We start from the raw sequence: 21,100 nt of genomic DNA, 5'->3' as shown, positions 1-21,100 counted from the left end.
ATAATAAGACTCACCAGAAGTCATCTGGTATCGAAGGTCATCTTTTCAGATCGACTATTCCCTATTCTACGAAAGATAAAATACAGAAAGCCTTTCTCAAACAGGCTCTAAAATACTTCAAGATAGCCTCCTGTTATTAGTAAATCTATGTAAAAGAAGGGATGGTACGTCTATGCTTTTTTACAGAATATTTCCTGCTATAGCGGCAGGCTGCGCCGCTCTGATGGATATTCAGAGAGCGAAGGTAGACAATGGCTGGCTGCTTTTTTGTGTACTGGTCAGTTTGTTTACGCGAATATGGAAAATGGATGTTAGCAGTCTCGGATCTTGGATATGCGGTCTGCTGGTACCGATACTGATTCTGGGGATTTTATTCATATTCAGAATGCTGGGAGCCGGAGACATCAAGCTCTTGAGTGTTATTGGAAGCATGATCGGACCGACGAAAATTCTCAATTGCATTTCCTATTCCTTTCTGATTGGAGCTGTCATATCAGCTGCTCTTATGATTTCAAGCGGCATTGTCTGCCAGCGAATTCTTTACTTATTACATTACATCAGTGTTTATTTCAAAACAGGAAAAAGAGAACCCTATTACAAAAGCGGTATGCCGTTGGAAAACTTTCATTTCACAGTTCCTATATTTTTAAGTGCATTGCTTTATGCGGGAGGTGTCTATTGAAGAAGAATATTTTTGCTGTCTGTGATCTTGAGGTGGATTATGCCTTGAATTTTATGGATTATCTTAATCATAAGAAAAATATCCCATTTGAGATTCAGGCATTTACCAACGTAGAGAGTCTGATCGCCTATGGGAAAATGAATCACATAGAGTTGCTGCTGATTTCCCAGAAGGCTATGTGCCGTCAGGTGCAGGAATTGGAAATTGGTAAAATTGTTATACTTTCGGAAGGCGTGCACCCACCGGATCTGGACCGTTATCCAAGTGTGTATAAATATCAGGCCTCTTCAGATGTTGTGCGAGAAGTGATGGCGTGTTACGGAGCCGAGAAAGCAGTAGCTCCGGCTGTTTTTCCTGTACTGAAAAAGACCACGGAAATTTATGCAGTATATTCTCCTTTGGGGCGCTGCCTGAAAACATCGTTTGCACTTACATTAGGACAGATTCTGGCAAAAGAAAGAGCTGTTCTTTATCTGAATCTGGAGGAATACTCCGGCTTTGAAGAAATGTTGGGAAAAGGGTTCGCACAGAATTTAAGTGATCTTCTTTATTTTGTACGGCAGGAAAATGGAAATCTGATTTATAAGATGAACAGTATGGTACAGACAATAAACAATCTGGATTTCATTCCGCCTGTACGTACGCCAGAGGACATACGAGGAACTGCATGGGAAGACTGGGAAAAACTGATACAGGAGATTGTACTTCACAGTAATTACGAATTTGTGATTCTGGATATTGGAGGGGCTGTAGATGGGACTTTTCAAGTTCTGGATATGTGCCGGAGAATTTATATGCCAGTGCTGTCTGATCCGGTATCCATATCCAAGATTGCCCAATTCGAAAACCTGATAAGAATCTGGGATTATCCGCAGATTCTTACCAGAACTGTAAAGGTACGCCCGCCTTTTCATGGAGGAAACGTGGCACCGGAGAATTATATTGAAGGGCTGCTGTGGAGTGAACTTGGAGATTATGTCAGGGAAATTCTGAGAAAGGAAAAGGAATGAGTCAGGAAATCTTTCGCAAACTAAGACAAATGCTCATGGAGAAGCTGGATGTTTACCGGGAACTTACAGACCAGGAAATTCTGGAAACGATTGATGAGCTGATCGTAAACACTCTGCGGGAATCAGGAGTGAGCCTGAAAGAAAAAGTGCAGCTTCGCCAGGAACTGTTTTATTCCGTCAGGAAGCTTGATGTATTACAGGAATTGATCGAAGATGAAACTGTAACTGAGATTATGGTGAATGGTCCGGATTCTATTTTTGTAGAACGAAAAGGAAAACTGACAAGGTGGCCGAAGTCTTTTACAGATCAGGAAAAGCTGGAGGATGTGATACAACAGATAGTGGGAAAATGCAATCGCATTGTGAATGAATCATCTCCTATAGTAGATGCCAGACTGGAAAATGGCGCCAGAGTCAATGTGGTTGTGGCTCCGGTAGCATTAAATGGTCCAATTCTGACAATAAGACGTTTTCCGGATACTCCAATTACAATGGAAAAGCTGATTGAACTGGGAAGTATAACTCCAGAGTGCGCGTCCTTTTTGGAAAAACTGGTAAGGGCCCGGTATTCAATTGTAATTGGCGGAGGAACGGGAAGTGGGAAGACCACATTCCTGGGGGCTTTGTCAGAGTACATACCAAAAGATGAACGGATTATCACTATTGAGGACAATGCAGAACTGAAGCTTCAAGGGATTGCAAATCTGGTGCGCCTTGAAGCCCGGACAGCGACCATAAACGGAGCACCGGGAGTAAGTATAAGAGATCTTATTAAGTCTGCACTTCGTATGAGACCGGATCGAATAATCGTAGGAGAAGTACGGGGTGGGGAAGCTATGGATATGCTTCAGGCACTGAACACCGGGCATGAAGGCAGTCTTGGAACAGCTCATGCAAACAGTTGCCGTGATATGCTGGCCAGACTGGAAATAATGACATTGATGGCGGAACTGGATCTGCCGCTTCAGGCGGTAAGAAGGCAGATCGCCTCTGGCGTAGATATTCTTGTGCATCTGGGACGTATGCGCGATAAATCAAGAAAACTTCTGGAAGTTTCAGAAGTATGTGCGTATGCGGATGGTGAAATCAGGATACAACCATTGTATCAATGGCAGGATGGGTGTGGTCTGGTGCCTGTGGAGCCTCTCCTGCACAGAGAAAAACTGGAACGGGCGGGGGTGAAATTATGATCAGGCAGAAAGTTGATTATGGAAAATACAGATATTCTCAGAAAGAAATTTTAAAATATATAGGAGAAAGTGCAGCATTGTGTGGTGCTGTAGATTATTTGTTCTATCAAACACCTTGGGTAATGTTACTTGTGGTTCCGGTTTCTGTGTTCTTTCTGAAGTGGAAGAAGAAACAGATGATCAGAGAAAGAAAACGGCGCCTTAATTATCAGTTTCGGGATGCATTGAATTCTATGAGTGTGGCGGTACAGGCTGGATATTCTGTGGAAAATGCAGTTTCTGCCTGTGTGCGTGATCTAGAGCAGCTATATCCGAAGAATGAAGATATTGTAGCTGAATTTCGTTATATAGAGACACAACAGAGAGTGAGTGTGCCGGTAGAAGAATTATTTCTGGATCTTGGGCAGCGCTGTAAGGTTGAGGATATTGAAAACTTTGCTTCAGTTTTGTATACAGCAAAAAGAAGCGGTGGTGATCTTGGAAATGTAATTCAGAAAGTGGCTCGAATGCTGGGCGATAAGATTGATGTAAAAAAAGAAATTGAAGCGACTCTGGCTGCGAAGAAGTCGGAACAGATGATCATGAGTCTTATGCCGGCAGGAATTATTCTTTATCTGCAGCTGGCATCACCGGGATTTCTGGATATTCTCTACGGAAATCCATTTGGAATCTGTGCAATGACAGTCTGTCTTACAGTATATGGAGCTGCTTACTGGATGGGGAAAAGAATTGTGGAAATCGAGGTGTAGTGGATGTGGCTCCATATTGTCATTTTTGTTATATTATTGCTTTTGACCGTATGCAGTACTTTAGGTTGGATCCATGTAGAAAACATTGGTACGGTAAAAGGCAGAAAGATGTTTCTTGTGGTTGCTCTGGCAGGAAATATAACAGGAGGACTGCTGACTTGGACAAAAGGTGGCGGACAGGTATTTGAAGACGGTTATGAGTTGAAAAAGGAGGAAAATGCTTATGAAGAAAAATTTATGGTATCCGTGGAAGGAGAAGAAACAGGCAGTGTCTATGTACAGATCCCGGAAAAAGAACTGGAAAAGGAAGATACCGGGCAGCCGGAAGTGTTGACGAAAGAGGAAGACGAAGAACAGAAGCTTTTGGAATTTGTAGCAAATTATAACAGCGAACTGGAAGACTCTGAGTATTATTATCTTCCATCTGACTGGGAAGGAAGAAAACTGGAGTGGAAAATACCTTATGATACTACCGGAAACATGTTGACAGCAATTTTCCTTGCAGCAGCATTTGTCATGATTGTTATAATTGCGCGAGAAGAGCAGAAAGCCAGAACGAAAAGATATGAAGAACTGATGATGGACTATCCGGGACTGATCATGAAGTTCACCTTGTTGGTGCAGGCTGGAATGACTGTTCGAAATACGTTTAGGAAGATGGCTTCGGATTATAAAAACAAAAATGAAAAACGTATTGCATATGAAGAGATTGTTACTGCCTGCCATGAAATGGAGAGTGGAATTTCAGAAATGGAAGCCTATCGCCGCTTTGGTGAAAGGTGCGGACATGTAAAATATAAAACATTTGCAACATTATTGATCCAGAATCTTCAGAAGGGCAGCCGTCATATGGGAGAAATGCTGGAAAAAGAATCTGTGGAAGCCTGGGATGACAGGAAAAGAAAAGCAAAAGTTCAAGGAGAAGCGGCAACTACCAAATTGTTATTTCCAATGATACTGATGCTGGGCGTTGTAATGGCTATTGTTATGCTGCCGGCCTGTCTGTCCTTTTATGGATAAATCCAATCCGGAGGCCGATTTTCATATTTAAAAAGAAAAGTGCCAAAGGAAATTTTTCAGGCTGAGGGAGGTGAGAAATATGAGCGAACTGCGCAGACTGATGAGAGAATTTTTGTGGGAAGAAGATGCTGTAGGCGTTGTGGAAATTATTCTGATCCTTGTAGTTCTTATTGCACTGGTCATGATTTTTAAAGACCAGTTGACCAGTCTTGTGAAGAATATTCTGTCAAAGATCACAAAGCAAAGTAATTCTATTTAAATGATTTCCAACTAACAAAATGATTTGAAAAGGAGAGGTGCGCCATGGTAAAAAGAGGAAGTATTACTGTTTTTCTGGCCTTAACCCTTGGACTTATTCTGTCCCTGCTGAGCTCAGGACTCGAGTCAGCAAGAATGGCTGCGGCCAGAACTCAGATTTTGAATGGGATAGATATTGGACTGTATTCTTTATTTGGACAATATGACAAGTCCCTTTTAAAGGATTTTGACTTGTTCGCTGTTGACGGAGCCTGTGGGGGAAAGGAAATGAATCTGGCCTCTATATATGATAATCTGGAATCTTATATGAAGCCTGTGATGAAGCAAAATAGTCAGAAATTGTCAGTACAGCAGGGTGGCATTTCCGGTTATCTTCTGATGACAGATTCAGAAGGTGAAGTCTTTTATCAGCAGGCAGTCCAATACATGAAAGAAACTCTTGGAAGCCATGGGGCAAAGCTCCTTTTAAACAAAATTCAAGATATGCAGAAAAAGACAATTGAAGCGGAGCGACAAGGCAATGAGATAGAAAGTAAAGGAACCATTGAAAATTATGAAAGTGAAATGGATACTGCACAACAAAAAAGTCAGGCTTTGCTGGAAGAAAAAAAGAAACAGGAACAGCAGAATGGGCAGGATGGGTTTACAGATGGGAAAATGCTTCCGTCTGTGACAGAAAAGAATCCTCCTGCAAAAGTTGAAAATCCTATTCCAGTAATTCGAAAAGTACGAAAAATGGGACTTCTGGATCTGGTTCTCCCTTTTGGAAAAGAAGTTTCTGACAAAAAGGTAAAAACTAAAGAATTGGTTTCAGGAAGAAAACTTGAAACAGGATTGGCAATGGAGGATTCCGTAAAAGCAGATGGAAGTATGCTTTCTCAGGTTTTGTATCAGCAATATCTTATGGAAAAACTGGGAAACTATATAGAACCAGGAAAGAGCGGCTTAAGCTATCAGATTGAGTACATTATTGGAAAGAAAAACAGTGATGAGGCAAATTTGAAAGATGTAGCGAAAAAACTTTTGATGGTTCGGGAAGGACTTAATGTTGCATATCTGGTTTCAGATGCGCTTATGATGGGGCAGATTCATGCCATGGCAGCGGCAATTGCAGCCGCATTTCTTATTCCACCGGCAGTTGTGGTGATTGAAGGTGCGCTGATCCTATGCTGGGCTTTTGCTGAAAGTATTCTGGATGTAAGAGAGCTATTTGCCGGCGGAAAAGTGCCTTTAACTAAGAATGCCTCTAACTGGCAGCTGTCGCTGCAGGGGCTACCGGCATTGGTAGATAAGCTGGATACGGACAGGCAAAACGATGTAAACGGGTTATCCTATGAGGATTATTTGCAGATATTTTTATTGACAACTTCAAAGGCGCAAAAAGTTAAAGGGGGTATGGATATGATTGAAAGTTCGTTTCGGGAGATGGAAGACTGGAATGAATTTTGTCTGGATCATTGCATTACTGCACTGGAGGCTTCTGTGGATGTAAAGGCAAATAAAAGAAAAGTGTTTACCGTAACGCGGGAATATCACTATATTTAGCTGGAAAATAGATCGTCTTTTGCCATATTACTATATAAGAAAGGCGCAGAAGGATGCTTTCCCGGAAAGGAGATGGAAAATTGATTAAAAGAAAAAAGAGAAAAGATATACAGGCTCTAAGGAGCAGAACAAGAAGGAAGAGTTCTCTGGGAATCCGGTCTGTCAGAAAGTCCCCGTTTTCTGCCAGAAGTCTTTTCGGAAAAGTGTCTTTGTGCGCCTTTGGGAAAGAAATAAAAGAGCAGGTAAAAAAAGCCAGTCTCACGATAGAAGCGGCCTTTGCCCTTCCACTCTTTTTCTTTGGAATGGTGACAATGATACATTTTATGGATGTATACAGAATTCAGACGGAACACTTGAGCAAATTGTGCCAGAGTGCAAAGGAAGCCGGAATGTATGCGTATGTGGTGGGAGGCGACGGAGTAGAAGAAATTACGCTTCCTGATGTTTACAAATACAAGCCAATTGGCGGATTGATACCGCTTCCGGCTAAATGGCAGTATAACAAGGTGAGGGTTCATGCCTGGACTGGCGTGGACAGAGGAAATGGGAATAGTGAAGAGAATGAAAAACCGGAAAATATGGTGTATGTAACGGTTTCAGGTTCGGTGTATCACAAAAAGCTGAATTGCAGTCACCTCAATCTGTCGGTTACTAAAGTGTCGGGTGGAAATGTTTCTTCCAGACGAAATGAAAATGGAGAGAAATATCATGCATGTGAAAGCTGCAGTAGAGGGCAAGCTCCAGGAAGTACAGTTTATATCACAAAATCTGGAAACCGATATCATAATGACAAAAATTGCAGCGGCTTGAAAAGGTCCGTACGTCTGGTAAAAGAGTCGGAAGCTGGTAATCTGCATGCATGTAAACGATGTGGTTAATAAGAAGAAATGAAAGGGGAATAAAATAATGGAACGAATTTGCATTCTTGCATTTCTTGGAATTAACAGTTGGAAAGATATACGTACAAGAGAAGTTTCACTTTTGTCAATTGGTGTATTTGGAATTGTGGGAATGATAAGAGCCTGCTTTCTTGGAACTGTGAGTGTGGATTTGGTATGGAATGTCTGTATGGGGGCCGCTGTGATCGGGCTCAGTATCATCTCGAAAGGCGCTGTTGGGATGGGAGATGGTCTTTTATTTCTGTCGCTTGGGACAGTACTGCCTTTTGAGAAACTATTGTCAGCATTTTTATTGGGACTTTTTTTCTGCTGTTTTTGGGGGATTGTGGTGTTATTTCTGTCAGGCAAAGGGAAAAAGACGGAGATGCCTTTCGTTCCATTCCTTATGTTGGGATATATTGGAGGTTTGATTTATTGAAAAAGAGAATGAAAAAGGGAAGCATGACAATAGAAGCAGCACTTTTAATGTCGTTGCTTTTGCTGGTTGTGATGATAACTTTGTATTTGTTTTTTTACGTACATAATAAGGTCTGGCTCACAGCCGCGGCTTACGAAGCAGCTCTTGACGGCAGTCTGGAAACGGCACGGCCAGAAGGGAAAAGCCGTGATAAAGCATTAAAAAAAGGAAAAGAACTTGGAAACACTGGATTTTATGAAAGCAAAAACCTGAAACTTCAGGTCAGCGAAGGAAAAAAAGTGCAGGTAACGTATGATCTTGATATGTTTTCCATATATGGAGGATTTAACAGTCATTTGCAGGTAAAGGGAAGTGTAAAAGTAATAAAACCGGTAACCTGGATCCGAAAAGTAAAGGGACTTTCTGAGGTGTCAAATAAGCTGAAGGGGTAAAAAATGAAATCAGAATATAAAAGAGATATAAATGGAAATTATCTTGTGCTGTATGAAAATGAAGAACCAGATACTTCTTCTTATCAGATGAGAATGCTGGTTGGCAATTCGATTCCATCTATTCTTAAATGCAGAGTGCAGGGAGTTGATGGACAGTTTATGGTGTGTTATGACATTACCTCCAAACAGTCTTTGCTTTCTCTTTATGAAGAAAAGAAAATGGGTTACGAAGATCTTCAGATGATCCTGGGTGGATTTGTGCAGGTGATGGAAGATATGTCAGAATATTTGCTGAATCCATGCAGGTTAGTATTGAAGCCAGAGTATATGTATGTAGATGTGGAAAAGAGACAGATCTATTTTTGTTATCTTCCTGGATATGATGAAGATGTGAGACAGAAATTTCAGGAACTGACAGAGTATATTCTTCCGATTCTGGATCATGAAGACTCAAAGGCTGTAATGCTTGGGTATGGAATATACAGAAGAGCTTTGGAAGACAGTTTTCATTTGGAATATATAAAAAAGGAACTTTATCAGGATAGAGAGGAAATAGAAAAAACAGTTGGTTCCTCAATTTTGCAGGAATCAGGCACTATGACAGAGAAAAGGTGTAATTCAGATGGCAGTGAGAAAATTGATCTGTTTGAAAATTATGGGGAGTCAAAAGAGGAAAAGCCTCAGGAAGAACATCTGGAAGAGTTGCTTTGGGAGGAAGAATTATCTGAAAAAAAGAAAAAAGATGTTGGGGGTACGTCTAAAGGATTTTTGATTTGGTGTGTAGCAGCTGGATTTTTTGCACTGGTGGTTGTGGCCGCAGAAACACTGGGGTATCTGCCGAGGGTATCTATGCAGGTTATTCTGGGAGTGGCAGCTGGGATTATGGTAATTGGAATGTTGTGTACCTGGGGTGTGTCCGTTATAAAGAATAAGAATTGCATCAGACATGAGAAAAAGGGACATCTGGAAATACAGAATAAAAGAGAAAATAAAAAAGTGAGTGAAGACTCAGGAAAAGATAAGGTGAACTTTAAAGATAGCATTGAAAGAAATACGACTTCAATGCAAAATACAGCAGAAGTATTGCACCAAAAAGAAAAAATATCAATATCACAAAAAAATTGCGGCGAAACAGTGGTGTTATCTGCGAATATTGTTACTGGACCGGCAACTCTTGTAAGCCGTGAACCTGGTGAACTTGCTACGATCTATCTTCAGAATGAACTTACGGTAATTGGGAAAATGGAGAATGCAGCGGATGCGGTGATCGATCTTCCTACAGTAAGCCGGATACATGCGAAGATACGGAAACGGGAGGGAGAATATTATCTTACGGATTTGAATTCACGCAATGGAACATCTGTAAATGGTAAAATTTTAAGAGGGGATGAGGAATATTGCCTTCAGGATCAGGATCAGATAGACTTTGCGCAGGCCAGGTATGTGTTTCTGAAATAAAATAACAGATTTATAAATTTACCGGGTCTGATCTGTTGAGGTATCAGAGAAATTGTGCTATACTTATTCTATTATCAGAAAGTAACAAAAACAGTCTCGAAAGTAGACTGAAAATATCGAGGTGATGGCGTGGAAGAAATAAAAAAAGAACCAATAACGGTTCTTTTTATACTTCTGAATATACTGATATTTCTTATTGTTGATTTTACCGGCGGATCAGAAAATACTGCTCACATGATTGAATGTGGAGCCGCCTATCCACCGCTGATTCTTGGAAATGGAGAGATATACAGGTTATTTACCTGTATGTTTCTGCATTTTGGAATTTATCATATTGCCAATAATATGCTTGTCCTTTTTGTACTGGGACAGCGCCTGGAACCGGTTGTAGGGAAGATTAAATTTATTTTAATTTACCTTCTTGGCGGTCTTGGTGGAAATATTTTTTCTTTTATTACGGAAATGAAATCAGCGGATTATGCAGTGTCAGCTGGTGCCTCTGGTGCCGTTTTTGCAGTAATGGGAGCAATGCTTTATGTAGTTATTCGAAATCATGGAAGAATTCAGGATATTTCCGTACGACAGATGATGATCATGGCCGGATTCTCATTGTATTTCGGTTTTACAAGTACTGGTGTAGATAATGCAGCCCATGTTGGCGGCATGGTTTGTGGATTTATCCTGGCGGCAGTTCTTTATCATCCGGGAAATTTTTCTGGCAGAACAATGTGGAAGGATGTTTCCCCATCGGATTCAATTTCTGCATAAATGTTTCCGCTGTGAGCCTGGATGATCTCTCTGGTGATTGCCAGCCCCAGTCCGGTTCCACCCTCTTTGAATGTTACAAATGGAGTAAAAATTTCATTCAGCTGTGATTCCGGTATGCCGCATCCATTGTCAGTTATGACAATATGTACCCTTTGGTCACTGGAAAAAGCACATAATTTTACTTTTCCATCAGCACAGGAAATTGCTTCTGCTGCATTTCTGAGCAGATTCAGTAAAGCCTGCTTTAATTTAACGGGATCAATAAAGAGGGCAGGCAGTGAGGGCGAAATATCAGTTTTTAAGGTAATGCCCAGGTACTGGTAAGTGGGCTGGATACTGGAAATAATTTCCTTAAGATAGGCAGTAAAAGCAGTTCTTTTCCGTTCAAGTTTATGGGCATTATTGTAATCCGAAAGATTATTTAACAATTCTTTGGTATACTCCAGATTAGCTGTAATATCATTCCAGTAATCAAATGAGACAACTTCAGGATGTGTGTCTTCAATCATCTGAATCTCACTGTTAATAAGTGCTATGGGATTGCGTATCTCATGGGAAAATTGTGATAGTATCAGATGAAATTCATCCTGTTTTTTGTTTAAGATTAAATTATTTTTCATAAGCTCACCTCAAGTGAAGTGTATCATTGAAGTGGACAAATGACAAATAAAATCGTACTTAAAAAATCGAGATTATTCGACAGAAATAAAAAATACTGTTCCAAAAATTTTTTAAAAAATTTTGGAAAAAAATGTGATTTTCGCTATTATCAGACGTATAATTTATATATTCTATTTGGGAGGATAAGACTATGAGTGATTGTATTTTTTGCAAAATTGCAAACGGAGAGATTCCATCAGCAACATTGTATGAAGATGAAGACTTCAGAGTAATTCTGGATCTGGGTCCTGCAAGTAAAGGACATGCCTTGATCTTGCCGAAAGCGCATGCGGCTAATATCTATGAGATATCAGATGATATGGCTGCGAAAGCAATGATTCTGGCAAAGAAAATGGCCACAAAAATGACCGAGGCGTTAAAGTGCGATGGTTTTAACATTGTACAAAATAATGGCGAACCGGCAGGACAGACTGTTTTTCATTTTCATATGCATCTGATTCCGAGATATGAAGGAGATCAGGTGGGAATTACCTGGAAACCTGGAACTTTAACAGACGAGGTGAAAAATGAAATCCTGGAGAAATTGAAAAGCTGCTAGAAAACGGGGTACACAAGATGAATAGCGAAGAATTTAACACATTTTACAGACGGTATTATAAAGTCTCTGTTAAAATCGCAAATGGAATTGTACAAAGCCGTTTTACAGCCGAGGATGTTACACAGGAGGTATTTTCATACTTTTACGAAATAAAAGAGAGACTGGATGCTTCCAGCGAAGAAAAGCTTCACGCATTGGTGGTATGGAAAACAACCAATAAAGGAAGGGACTACCTGAGAAAATCATATGTAAAGCGGGAAGTAATGTTTGACAATGATGTGGCTGAATTGCAGTATCGTACTACAGAAAGCGCAGAAGCGGCATTACTGGGGCTGGAAAAACAGAAATATTTATCAATGGCATTTGAAGGCCTGCGACGGAAAAATTTAATTAACTATATGATTTTTATGCGAGTTGTAATGGAAGGTGTATCTACTGAAGAAGTAGCGCGCGAATTTGGCTATACAAGAAATAATGTAAATAACAGAGTACTTAGAGCCAGAAAATGGCTTTTAGCAGAAATTTTAAGACTGGAAAAAGAGTAAAATTAAAAAGCATACCTCTGTTAAATAACAGAGGTATGCAGTGTAAAATCAGGAATGAATACATTCTTCAATGAGATTCACAATATGCTGAATAGAATTTAAGTTTTTGCCTGCAGACATAGCCGCAATATATTTATTACGTTCCTGATAGAGTTTGCGGATTGCCTCTAAGAGAGACGCTTCTGTAATCTCTTCCTCCTCCAGTACCATACTGTAACCCTGGCGCTCGAAGGAGCGGGCATTGAGAATCTGATCACCGCGGCTTGCCTTTGCGGACAATGGAATTAAGAGATTTGGCTTTGAAAGTGCGGCAAGTTCACAGATAGCATTAGCTCCTGCACGGGAGATTACTACATCTGCCAATGCAAACATGTCAGGAAGCTGTTCCTGAACATATTCATATTGGACATAACCTGTCAGCTGGATACTTTCATCCGTTTTTCCCTTGCCGCAAATATGAATAACCTGGAATTCTTTCAGCAGTTCAGGAAGAATTTTTCGTACATTTTCGTTTACAGAAGCAGCACCCAGACTGCCGCCAATTACCAAAAGAACTGGTTTATCTGAAGTAAAACCACAATATGCGCGAGCGTGTTCTTTATTACCATGGAGAAGCTCCTGACGAATAGGAGTACCTGTAAGAACTGCCTTATCTTTTGGAAGATTATTTACAGTTTCTGGAAAGTTACAGCAGACTTTTGTGGCGGAAGAAAGGCAAAGCTTATTAGCAAGTCCCGGAGTCATATCAGATTCATGAATGATTGCCGGAATGTGGCGTTTGCCTGCGGCAATTACCACTGGTACTGTTACGAAGCCACCTTTGGAAAATACTACATCAGGCTTTAATTTTTTCATAAGACTTTTAGCCTGAAAATAGCCTTTTATAACGCGAAATGGATCTGAAAAGTTTTTCAAATCAAAATATCGTCTTAATTTACCGGAAGCAATTCCATAGTAAGGAATACCAAGCTCCTCAATAAGCTGTTTTTCAATACCATTGTAGGAGCCGATGTAAGAAATTTTATAACTTTTTTCCTGTAAAGCGGGAATCAGAGCAATATTCGGGGTAACATGTCCGGCAGTACCACCGCCGGTAAGGATAATATGCTTCATAGGATCCTCCTGAATAAGTGTTTAATAGTTACAGTTCACTTTGTGAATAGCGACCTATTTAATAAATATGAACCCCTAAAAGGGAATTGTCAAGAAAAGAAAAAAATCTGGGAGAAAAAAATGAACAAAAAAAAGATAGGAGAGAAAACCGACAGTCGGTTAGAAGCTGAAATGATCAAAGAAGCAAAAATGATAGAAGAAAGTCTTCTTGGAAATGCTGCAAATGATTTTGAGATTTCGGATGAGGAACTGGATGAGGCGTATCAGCAGTTTTTAAAGAAAATGAAAGCAGAAGGCAAACTGGATGAAGATAAAATAAATGAGGCCAATTCTGCAAAAGCTATGAATAATGATACAAAGACTGCTGAAATAGTGAAGTTTCCAGGATTCCGGAACGAGGCGTCCAAAGAGGAAAATTTAAAAGATGCTCAATCAACAGAAAGTTCAGCTGAGGAAATTGATTTTATTGCAGGATTTTCTGATAAGCTACGTCAGTTTGAAAAAGAAGAAAATAAACCCTGGTACAAATATGGAAAGGCAGCAGGGATTGCAGTTCTTGCTGCAATCGGTATTCTTGCCGGAAGTATGGCAAGCCAGGCTGATTCAGCGAAATTTGTCAGCTCTGTTCAGCATATTATAAATAGTGAAGATGTTATGCCATAAAAACAGAAAAATATATGTAATATAAGTAAGAGTTCGGGTAAAAGGGGGAATCTGTATGAAGATCACTTTTATTGGAGCAACACATGAAGTTACCGGGAGCTGCTATTATCTGGAAGCAGCAGGAAAAAAGTTTCTTGTAGACTGTGGAATGGAACAGGGACCTGATTATTATGAAAATAAAGATATTCCTGTGCCTCCGGGAGAATTAGATTTTGTGCTTTTAACACATGCACACATGGATCATTCCGGAAATCTTCCTGCTATTTACGCAAAAGGCTTTAAAGGACCTGTATATGCCACAGAGGCAACCTGTAATCTTTGCGATATTATGCTCCGTGACAGTGCCCATATCCAGATGTTTGAGGCAGAATGGCGTAACCGCAAGGCAAAACGTCAGGGGAAGCCTGAATTTGTTCCAGCTTATACCATGGAGGATGCATTAGGGGTTATTCGTAATTTTGTAGGCTGTCCATATGAGACTGGAATAATTCTTGGCGAGGGGCTGAGAGTAAAGTTTATTGATGCAGGTCACCTTCTTGGATCAAGCAGTATTGAGGTGAATATCTGTGAAGCTGGAGTTGAAAAAACAATTGTATTTTCGGGAGATATAGGAAACAAAAATCAGCCGCTTATAAAAGACCCTGCCTATTTTAGAAAAGCAGACTACGTGGTAATGGAATCTACATACGGAGACCGGAGCCACGGAGAGAGACCAGATTATGTGCGCCTTCTGGCAGATGTCATTCAGGAGACCTTTGACCGGGGCGGTAATGTGGTAATTCCCTCTTTTGCAGTGGGAAGAACGCAGGAGATGCTGTATTTTATCAGACAGATAAAAGCAGAAGGCCTTATTCACGGGCATGATAATTTTAAAGTGTTTGTAGATAGCCCTCTTGCAAATGAAGCAACAAATATTTTCGGTATTCATAAATATGATTGTTTTGATGACGAGGCTCTGGAACTTATTCGAAAAGGAATCAATCCTCTTAGCTTTCCTGGTTTGAAGATATCCGTAACAAGTGAAGACTCAAAAGCAATCAATTTCGATGATGACTGTAAGGTGATTATTTCTGCCAGTGGAATGTGTGATGCAGGAAGAATTAAACATCACCTGAAACATAATCTGTGGCGGGAGGACAGCACCATTCTTTTTGTGGGCTATCAGGCTGTTGGAACTCCGGGACGCGCCCTTTTGGAAGGAACTCAGGAAATAAAACTCTTTGGTGAACCGGTGCACGTTGCAGCAAAAATCTGCCGTATGCCGGGAATCAGTGGCCATGCAGATGTAAATGGTCTGGTTGACTGGATAAAAGCATTTGAAGTAAAGCCTCAGAAAGTGTTTGTTACTCATGGCGAGGATACTGTGACAGAACTGTTTGCTGCAAGACTGCGTGATGAGATGAACTATGATGCATATGCGCCATTCAGTGGAACAGAATTTGATCTGGCTGAAGGCGAATTTCTGTACGAGGCAGAGGGCGTTAAGATACAGAAGCCTGCTGCGTTACAAAAAGCATCTAAGGCTGCAAAGGTATACGAAAAGTTGCTTGCGCTTGGATACAGACTGCTTTCCGTCATACGCAAAAACGAGGGCTGTGCAAACAAAGATCTGGAGAAGTTTTCAAGGGATGTCCAATCTTTATGTGATAAATGGGACAGAACTGATGGGTAAGTGTTACAGTCTGAAAAGAAATCCCCGGGACAAAAATCCCGGGGAAGTAATTATGAAATCGCTTCTTTTAAAGCAGTGGCAAGCTGGTCTGGGCATGAAGTAGGTCTGCGTCCACACTGGATTCCCTCCAGGCGTGCAATTACTTCTTTCGCCGGCATACCTTCTACAAGTTTGGCAACTCCCTGTGTATTTCCAGAACATCCACCAATAAATTTCACATTGTGAACTTTCTGTTCATCATCAATATCATATTGAATTGCCATAGAACAAACACCTTTTGTTTTATATTCCATTGTTTTTTCCTCCAATCGTTATGTAAAATCAGGAGCTCAGGAACGCTGGTCAGGTTATGAACAGCAATAGCTTTGCACCTTCTCTCATTATAGCAGAAGATATTATAAGTTTCCATGCCAAATTTAAGTTGGATATAGCAAGAAGTTTTGGTATAATGTCAGATGAAGAAGCAGTTAACTTTCAAAAACAGAGGAGAATGCTAAATGAAAACAATTGGTATTATTGGCGCAATGGAAGTTGAAGTTGCGATTTTAAAAGAAAAAATGGAAGATGTACGAATTATAAAAAAAGCTTCCATGGATTTTTATGAGGGAATACTTGCTGGGAAAAAGGTTGTTGTAGTGCGTTCCGGAATTGGCAAGGTAAATGCTGGTATCTGTGCTCAGATTCTGGCAGATGTATTTTCAGTAGATGCGATCATTAATACAGGAATTGCAGGAAGCTTAAATAAAAATATTAATATCGGTGATATTGTTCTTTCCACAGATGTTGTACAGCATGATATGGATGCTACCGGATTTGGATACCGCAAGGGACAGATTCCGCAAATGCCTGTATTTTTCTTTAATGCAGATGATAATCTCCGCAGACTTGCTGCAGAAGTATGTAAGGAAGTAAATCCGGATATTCAGGTATTTGAAGGAAGAATTGCTTCTGGAGACCAGTTTGTCTGCGATCAGGATGTTAAGAATCGAATTGTATCAGAGTTTTCAGCATATGCGACTGAAATGGAAGGTGCAGCCATTGGACAGGCAGCATACTTAAATGAAATTCCGTTTCTGGTTGTCCGTGCTATTTCTGATAAGGCTGATGGAAGTGCGCAGATGGATTACAGCGAATTTGAGAAAGCAGCTGTTGACCATAGTGTGAGGCTTACTTTAAATATGCTGGCGCGTATTTGAAAAATGGTGCAATTGACCGAAAAACGGAAGCTTGCATATAATGAGAGTGAAATGGAAAAGGAATCGAAATTGCTGATATGATATATAAAGATTTTTATCCATTTTACACAAGCTATGCAAATCCCTTGCTCTACCGGGGAGAAAAGGAACAAGAAGAGGAATTTTTTCTGATGAAATCCTACTATCCGGACACTGCCAGAAAGATACAGGAAAAAGTGGAAGAAGAATGTGATCTTCAGGATTATGAAGGCAGCCGGCTTTACGATGAATATCCTGACAGGTTTATGTTGTATCACCTTGGAAGGAAGATCGTGGATGAAGTAAGATCAGAGGCTGATATGGAAGCAATGTCTGATGGACTTCTTGGTGATCTGGTAGAAGTGCTTCTTTTTCATGAAATATCACGAAGAAGATGCCGACGAAGAAGATGCAGGGGAGATTTTTACAGATAAGACGCATCAAAATGACAATTAGAGGTTGCTGTGAGCGGAGTGAACAGTAACGATTACAGAATATAAAAGAAAATATTTATAATAAAAATGAAAACAATAGATGAATATTTAGAGGAACAGATAAATGAACAGCTGTGTCAAGCTATCCTAAGCGGCAGCAGAGGGGACGGACCATCCAAAGTAAAAATACGCCCGGTAGAAATCCGGGGGAAGGTGGTTTATCAGGCTTCTGAAACTGTAGGGACGAAGGTGCTCCATAAAAATTATTCCAGAGAGGAACTGATCTCATATTTAAAAGCGGGGCTGCAGCATGATTTTTCTCAGCTTCAGGCAAGTGGGATGGCGCTGGATGGAACTATTCTGGTAAGCAAAAAAGGAAAGATGACCATAAAGACCAGACGTCATCCCGAAAATGGAAAAGGTCTGGCTTTCGGAAAGGACAAGACCTTCAGCAAGGGCACGCAGATATTGGCCCACAATCGTGTAAAGCAGTACATACTTAAGGAAAATATTCCAGTCCCCTTTCTTGTTGATCTTGGTGTTATGAATAAGGAAGGCAGGATTATTACCCAAAAATACGATAAGTTCCGACAGATCAATCGATTTCTGGAATTTATTCAGGACATTCTTCCAAGACTGGATCAACAGCGGGAAGTGACCATTCTTGATTTTGGATGCGGAAAGTCCTATCTTACATTTGCCATGTATTACTATCTGAGAGAACTGAAAGGTTATGATGTAAATATTATTGGTCTGGATCTGAAAACAGATGTAATAGAAAAATGTAATCATCTTGCAGTAAAGTATGGATATGAAAAACTGCATTTTTATCAGGGAGATATTGCTGATTATGAAGGTGTTTCTTCTGTTGATATGGTAGTAACCTTGCATGCCTGTGACACAGCTACAGATTATGCTCTTGCGAAGGCTGTGGAATGGGGAGCGAAAGTTATTTTGTCTGTACCCTGCTGTCAGCATGAGGTAAATAGACAGATAAAAAATGAAGTGTTGGAGCCTGTACTGAAATATGGCATTCTTAAGGAGAGAATGGCTGCTTTGATGACAGATGGAATTCGAGCCAATCTGCTGGAAAGTATGGGATACGAAACTCAGATTCTGGAATTTATTGATATGGAGCATACACCCAAGAATTTGCTGATCCGTGCTGTAAAGACAGGCAAACCAAAAGATATGAAGAGTACAGTGCAGCTTATGAAGGAACTGCATATAAATCCTACACTGGAAAGACTTCTGTACCGTGAAGGGGAGGTACAATCAGAGAGTTAAGAGGAGAAAGAATGATTAAATTTTTACGCAGAGCAGTGATTCTCCTGTTTGTTTTTGTTCTCGGCGTGGCAGGAAGTTCGTTCCTGCTGAATAGTGAGACTACGGATGACCGCTCTGATATGAATGATCCGGTTTTTCCGGAGGTAATGGTTGATTTTGATGGAAATTATGCAAACAGGATGTATGGTTATGCACAGCCTATGCAGTCTGATTTTACCAGGGACAGTGTGACGCCTATTGATACATCCAAGGAACTGTCCTTTGTCATAAATGCCTATGATACAAAGGTGAAAAGCCTTTCCTATGAGATACGTACTTCAGATGGCAGTAAGGTACTGGAAAACCGTAAGATTAAAAGTCTGGATAAACAGGACAGCTATCTGACAACAACAATTAAGCTGAGCAGTGATCTTTTGATGAATCAGGAGTATTCTTTGCAATTATCTCTTGAGACAAATAAGGGAACAGCTTATTACTATACAAGAGTAGTTTCCAGATCCAATGTGAATGCTGCTCAGTACGTGAAGTTTGTTGCGAGCTTTTATGAAAAATGTCTGGATAAAGCGTCCGCCGAGGATCTGACTGCTTACCTGGAATCAGACACATCCAGTACGTCTACCAACTATACAGACATTAATATCAATTCTACATTTGCCCAGATCAGCTGGGGCAATCTGAACCCTCAGATTTACAGAAAGGGAATTCCTGTAGTGAAGGATATTAATGAAACCACAGCCAGTCTTTCTGTTGAATATCAGATTGCGGCACTGGATGAAAATGGAAACCAGGAAATCTATGATGTGACAGAATTTTACCGGATGCGTTATACTGAAACCAGAATCATGCTTCTGGATTTTAAACGAAGTGCATCACAGGTATTTGAGGAAAGCTCCATCAGCATTTCCGACAAGGGGCTTTTACTTGGAGTCAGAGACAAAAATGTGGAATATATGATGAATGAAAACGCAGGAGTTCTTGCTTTCGTTCAGGAAGGGGATTTATGGTCTTATTCTCCTGATGATGGAAAATTTTCCAGAATTTTCAGTTTTCGCAAAGAAACGGATGGAGATTTCAGGGATTCCAGATACCAGCATAATATAAAGATCATCCGTGTGGAAGATAACGGAGATGTGGACTTTGTTCTTTATGGATATATGAACAGAGGCGTTCGGGAAGGATACTGTGGTGTTTGTGTATATCATTACAGCAATGATCAGAATGTGGTGGAAGAAAAAGTATTTATTCCGTCTACAGAATCCTACGAATTCCTGAAAGAGGATCTTGGAACATTATCCTATGTCAGTACAGAAAATGCTCTTTATCTTTTATTTGCAAATAAGCTTTATAAGATAAACATTTCAGATGGTACCAGTGAGGTTCTTGAGGAAGGAATTAAAATAGATGACTTTGCTGTTTCGGATACAGGTGCACATGCTGCATGGATCATTCAGGAAGGTGAAAGCGCCGGAAATATAAAAGAAATAGATTTTGAAACATTAGAAACCAGGAGTCTTGCACCATCTTCAGGACAGTCTTTAGTGCTGAATGGATTTATGAATGAAGATCTTGTTTATGGAATCGTAGTTGATGGAGATGTGATCGCAGACGATAATGGTCATGAGACTACGGGGATTCATACGGTCCGTATTGAAGGATTTGATGGAACTTTGAAAAAAGAATATCATCAGGATGGATTGTATGTAACTGATATTACCATGGGAAACACTATGATGGAATTTCAGTTGTCCAAGAAGACAAAAAAAGGATACAAAGCAGTAAGCAAGGATAATATTCTGAATAATTCCAAAGCCTCGACCAATACTGTATCCGTGGAACTTGTGACAAATTCCAGAACCGGAACTCAGATACGACTGGCTCTCACTGAAACGCCTGAAATTCAGGAACCGTTAGTCGTTTATGCAAAAATGAAAAATATAGGTGATGACCGTATTATTCTGGATACGCAGATTCCTGAGGAAGATATTTACTATGTTTATGCAAAAGGAGGATTGGACAGTACATTCACAGATCCTGCACTTGCGCTTCAAAGAGCAGATGATCAGACTGGTGTTGTGCTGAATCGTGCTCAGCAGTATGTATGGGAGCGTGGAAATAAGAAGACAAAGCTGACTCTTAATCTGGAGGATGTGCCGGAAGCAATGAAGAGTGCATCCCTGGATGTTACAGCACTGCAGGAGGCTCTTGGGGATGAGGGTACTATCATTGATTTGTCTGGTTGTACATTAGACAGTGTCTTATATGAGGTCAGCGCCCAGCGTCCGGTAATTGCCAAGACCGAGGATAATACCAGTGTTGTGATCATTGGATATGATGAATATAACACATATCTGTACGATCCGCAGAAAGGGGAAACTTATCCTTACGGTATGAATGACAGTACGGAGCTGTTTGAAAAGGCCGGCAATATTTTTATAAGTTATGTTGAGAAACTGAAGCTTTAAAGTGGCTGTTGGGAAAGCCAGTACAGTCCGATATTGAACATGTATGCAAAAAATGCTAGATGT

23 protein-coding genes are annotated in these 21,100 nt (G+C 40.4%); 20 read left to right on the top strand and 3 right to left on the bottom strand.

Features of this window, described 5'->3' with window-relative positions; all coding sequences use genetic code 11:
- Nucleotides 1-172: 172 nt before the first annotated feature.
- The 12 genes from AB5706_RS00170 (at nt 173) to AB5706_RS00115 (ending at nt 10,428) form a co-directional block, all read left to right on the top strand.
- Nucleotides 173-682, top strand: coding sequence for a prepilin peptidase (locus AB5706_RS00170; protein ID WP_118578012.1), 510 nt, complete (start codon nt 173-175; stop codon nt 680-682).
- Nucleotides 679-1,692: a P-loop NTPase family protein gene (locus tag AB5706_RS00165; protein WP_118578011.1), complete on the top strand. Its 1,014-nt coding sequence runs from the start codon at nt 679-681 to the stop codon at nt 1,690-1,692. Before AB5706_RS00170 ends, AB5706_RS00165 begins: the two co-directional genes overlap by 4 nt.
- The gene (locus AB5706_RS00160) at nt 1,689-2,882 is read left to right on the top strand and encodes a CpaF family protein (RefSeq protein WP_118578010.1); all 1,194 of its coding nucleotides are present in this window, start codon (nt 1,689-1,691) and stop codon (nt 2,880-2,882) included. Before AB5706_RS00165 ends, AB5706_RS00160 begins: the two co-directional genes overlap by 4 nt.
- A complete protein-coding gene (locus AB5706_RS00155) occupies nt 2,879-3,631 on the top strand; it encodes a type II secretion system F family protein (RefSeq protein ID WP_173719046.1) in 753 nt (250 codons plus the stop codon). Before AB5706_RS00160 ends, AB5706_RS00155 begins: the two co-directional genes overlap by 4 nt.
- Before the next feature lie 3 nt (nt 3,632-3,634).
- Nucleotides 3,635-4,651: a type II secretion system F family protein gene (locus tag AB5706_RS00150; protein WP_173770901.1), complete on the top strand. Its 1,017-nt coding sequence runs from the start codon at nt 3,635-3,637 to the stop codon at nt 4,649-4,651.
- Nucleotides 4,652-4,730: 79 nt separating this feature from the next.
- Nucleotides 4,731-4,910 carry a Flp1 family type IVb pilin gene (locus tag AB5706_RS00145; RefSeq protein WP_118578007.1) on the top strand — a complete coding sequence of 60 codons (180 nt, stop codon included), beginning with the start codon at nt 4,731-4,733 and terminating at the stop codon, nt 4,908-4,910.
- Nucleotides 4,911-4,954: 44 nt separating this feature from the next.
- Nucleotides 4,955-6,454 carry a DUF5702 domain-containing protein gene (locus tag AB5706_RS00140; RefSeq protein ID WP_173770900.1) on the top strand — a complete coding sequence of 500 codons (1,500 nt, stop codon included), beginning with the start codon at nt 4,955-4,957 and terminating at the stop codon, nt 6,452-6,454.
- A gap of 80 nt (nt 6,455-6,534) precedes the next feature.
- Complete coding sequence (locus tag AB5706_RS00135) at nt 6,535-7,332, top strand: hypothetical protein (protein ID WP_173770899.1); 798 nt, start codon at nt 6,535-6,537, stop codon at nt 7,330-7,332.
- 28 nt (nt 7,333-7,360) lie between these two features.
- Nucleotides 7,361-7,771, top strand: coding sequence for a prepilin peptidase (locus tag AB5706_RS00130; RefSeq protein ID WP_173770898.1), 411 nt, complete (start codon nt 7,361-7,363; stop codon nt 7,769-7,771).
- Complete coding sequence (locus AB5706_RS00125) at nt 7,768-8,202, top strand: TadE/TadG family type IV pilus assembly protein (RefSeq protein ID WP_233455982.1); 435 nt, start codon at nt 7,768-7,770, stop codon at nt 8,200-8,202. The genes AB5706_RS00130 and AB5706_RS00125 overlap by 4 nt, the downstream gene beginning before the upstream one ends.
- A 3-nt stretch (nt 8,203-8,205) precedes the next feature.
- Nucleotides 8,206-9,660: a DUF6382 domain-containing protein gene (locus tag AB5706_RS00120; RefSeq protein WP_173770897.1), complete on the top strand. Its 1,455-nt coding sequence runs from the start codon at nt 8,206-8,208 to the stop codon at nt 9,658-9,660.
- 129 nt (nt 9,661-9,789) lie between these two features.
- A complete protein-coding gene (locus AB5706_RS00115; protein WP_270413477.1) occupies nt 9,790-10,428 on the top strand; it encodes a rhomboid family intramembrane serine protease in 639 nt (212 codons plus the stop codon).
- On the opposite strand, the gene AB5706_RS00110 is transcribed toward AB5706_RS00115, so the two are convergent.
- A complete protein-coding gene (locus AB5706_RS00110; RefSeq protein WP_368365643.1) occupies nt 10,359-11,048 on the bottom strand; it encodes a sensor histidine kinase in 690 nt (229 codons plus the stop codon). The genes AB5706_RS00115 and AB5706_RS00110 overlap by 70 nt on opposite strands.
- Nucleotides 11,049-11,239: 191 nt before the next feature.
- On the opposite strand from AB5706_RS00110, the gene AB5706_RS00105 reads away from it, so the two are divergent.
- Nucleotides 11,240-11,647, top strand: a complete 408-nt coding sequence (locus AB5706_RS00105) for an HIT family protein (protein WP_118578001.1) — start codon at nt 11,240-11,242, stop codon at nt 11,645-11,647.
- A 17-nt stretch (nt 11,648-11,664) separates the two neighbouring features.
- A complete protein-coding gene (locus AB5706_RS00100; protein WP_118578000.1) occupies nt 11,665-12,192 on the top strand; it encodes an RNA polymerase sigma factor in 528 nt (175 codons plus the stop codon).
- Between the two features lie 48 nt (nt 12,193-12,240).
- On the opposite strand, the gene AB5706_RS00095 is transcribed toward AB5706_RS00100, so the two are convergent.
- Nucleotides 12,241-13,305 carry an undecaprenyldiphospho-muramoylpentapeptide beta-N-acetylglucosaminyltransferase gene (locus AB5706_RS00095; protein WP_173719051.1) on the bottom strand — a complete coding sequence of 355 codons (1,065 nt, stop codon included), beginning with the start codon at nt 13,303-13,305 and terminating at the stop codon, nt 12,241-12,243.
- 120 nt (nt 13,306-13,425) lie between these two features.
- Here AB5706_RS00095 and AB5706_RS00090 point away from each other — a divergent pair, with 120 nt between their 5' ends.
- Together AB5706_RS00090 and AB5706_RS00085 are read left to right on the top strand one after the other, a co-directional pair.
- A complete protein-coding gene (locus AB5706_RS00090; RefSeq protein ID WP_173770895.1) occupies nt 13,426-13,968 on the top strand; it encodes a hypothetical protein in 543 nt (180 codons plus the stop codon).
- 55 nt (nt 13,969-14,023) lie between these two features.
- Nucleotides 14,024-15,640: an MBL fold metallo-hydrolase RNA specificity domain-containing protein gene (locus tag AB5706_RS00085; RefSeq protein ID WP_118577997.1), complete on the top strand. Its 1,617-nt coding sequence runs from the start codon at nt 14,024-14,026 to the stop codon at nt 15,638-15,640.
- Nucleotides 15,641-15,690: 50 nt separating this feature from the next.
- Here AB5706_RS00085 and AB5706_RS00080 read toward each other — a convergent pair whose 3' ends face one another.
- Nucleotides 15,691-15,933, bottom strand: a complete 243-nt coding sequence (locus AB5706_RS00080; protein WP_118577996.1) for a TIGR03905 family TSCPD domain-containing protein — start codon at nt 15,931-15,933, stop codon at nt 15,691-15,693.
- 204 nt (nt 15,934-16,137) lie between these two features.
- Between AB5706_RS00080 and AB5706_RS00075 the strand changes: the two genes are divergently transcribed.
- The 4 genes from AB5706_RS00075 to AB5706_RS00060 all read left to right on the top strand — a co-directional run bounded on the left by AB5706_RS00075 (nt 16,138) and on the right by AB5706_RS00060 (nt 21,037).
- A complete protein-coding gene (locus AB5706_RS00075; RefSeq protein ID WP_118577995.1) occupies nt 16,138-16,836 on the top strand; it encodes a 5'-methylthioadenosine/adenosylhomocysteine nucleosidase in 699 nt (232 codons plus the stop codon).
- A 77-nt stretch (nt 16,837-16,913) separates the two neighbouring features.
- Nucleotides 16,914-17,288, top strand: a complete 375-nt coding sequence (locus AB5706_RS00070; RefSeq protein WP_118577994.1) for a hypothetical protein — start codon at nt 16,914-16,916, stop codon at nt 17,286-17,288.
- Between the two features lie 87 nt (nt 17,289-17,375).
- Nucleotides 17,376-18,575 carry a methyltransferase gene (locus AB5706_RS00065; RefSeq protein ID WP_173715847.1) on the top strand — a complete coding sequence of 400 codons (1,200 nt, stop codon included), beginning with the start codon at nt 17,376-17,378 and terminating at the stop codon, nt 18,573-18,575.
- Nucleotides 18,576-18,586: 11 nt separating this feature from the next.
- The gene (locus AB5706_RS00060; RefSeq protein ID WP_173715848.1) at nt 18,587-21,037 is read left to right on the top strand and encodes a cysteine peptidase family C39 domain-containing protein; all 2,451 of its coding nucleotides are present in this window, start codon (nt 18,587-18,589) and stop codon (nt 21,035-21,037) included.
- The last annotated feature ends 63 nt before the right edge of the window (nt 21,038-21,100 follow it).

Source organism: Ruminococcus sp. RTP21484sp1_RTP21277st1_D2_RTP21277_210401, from assembly GCF_040924225.1.
Taxonomy (GTDB): domain Bacteria; phylum Bacillota; class Clostridia; order Lachnospirales; family Lachnospiraceae; genus Blautia_A; species Blautia_A faecis.
The sequence above is the reverse complement of the archived record's forward strand: the minus strand, read 5'-3'. Positions and strand labels throughout refer to the sequence as shown.

Coding starts and splice junctions, on each gene's coding strand:
- AB5706_RS00080 (WP_118577996.1), bottom strand. CDS start 15,933: ATGGAATATAAAACAAAAGGTGTTTGTTCTATGGCAATTCAATATGAT.
- AB5706_RS00130 (WP_173770898.1), top strand. CDS start 7,361: ATGGAACGAATTTGCATTCTTGCATTTCTTGGAATTAACAGTTGGAAA.
- AB5706_RS00100 (WP_118578000.1), top strand. CDS start 11,665: ATGAATAGCGAAGAATTTAACACATTTTACAGACGGTATTATAAAGTC.
- AB5706_RS00150 (WP_173770901.1), top strand. CDS start 3,635: ATGTGGCTCCATATTGTCATTTTTGTTATATTATTGCTTTTGACCGTA.
- AB5706_RS00075 (WP_118577995.1), top strand. CDS start 16,138: ATGAAAACAATTGGTATTATTGGCGCAATGGAAGTTGAAGTTGCGATT.
- AB5706_RS00145 (WP_118578007.1), top strand. CDS start 4,731: ATGAGCGAACTGCGCAGACTGATGAGAGAATTTTTGTGGGAAGAAGAT.
- AB5706_RS00160 (WP_118578010.1), top strand. CDS start 1,689: ATGAGTCAGGAAATCTTTCGCAAACTAAGACAAATGCTCATGGAGAAG.
- AB5706_RS00155 (WP_173719046.1), top strand. CDS start 2,879: ATGATCAGGCAGAAAGTTGATTATGGAAAATACAGATATTCTCAGAAA.
- AB5706_RS00170 (WP_118578012.1), top strand. CDS start 173: ATGCTTTTTTACAGAATATTTCCTGCTATAGCGGCAGGCTGCGCCGCT.
- AB5706_RS00060 (WP_173715848.1), top strand. CDS start 18,587: ATGATTAAATTTTTACGCAGAGCAGTGATTCTCCTGTTTGTTTTTGTT.
- AB5706_RS00090 (WP_173770895.1), top strand. CDS start 13,426: ATGAACAAAAAAAAGATAGGAGAGAAAACCGACAGTCGGTTAGAAGCT.
- AB5706_RS00085 (WP_118577997.1), top strand. CDS start 14,024: ATGAAGATCACTTTTATTGGAGCAACACATGAAGTTACCGGGAGCTGC.
- AB5706_RS00065 (WP_173715847.1), top strand. CDS start 17,376: ATGAAAACAATAGATGAATATTTAGAGGAACAGATAAATGAACAGCTG.
- AB5706_RS00095 (WP_173719051.1), bottom strand. CDS start 13,305: ATGAAGCATATTATCCTTACCGGCGGTGGTACTGCCGGACATGTTACC.
- AB5706_RS00140 (WP_173770900.1), top strand. CDS start 4,955: ATGGTAAAAAGAGGAAGTATTACTGTTTTTCTGGCCTTAACCCTTGGA.
- AB5706_RS00105 (WP_118578001.1), top strand. CDS start 11,240: ATGAGTGATTGTATTTTTTGCAAAATTGCAAACGGAGAGATTCCATCA.
- AB5706_RS00070 (WP_118577994.1), top strand. CDS start 16,914: ATGATATATAAAGATTTTTATCCATTTTACACAAGCTATGCAAATCCC.
- AB5706_RS00110 (WP_368365643.1), bottom strand. CDS start 11,048: ATGAAAAATAATTTAATCTTAAACAAAAAACAGGATGAATTTCATCTG.
- AB5706_RS00120 (WP_173770897.1), top strand. CDS start 8,206: ATGAAATCAGAATATAAAAGAGATATAAATGGAAATTATCTTGTGCTG.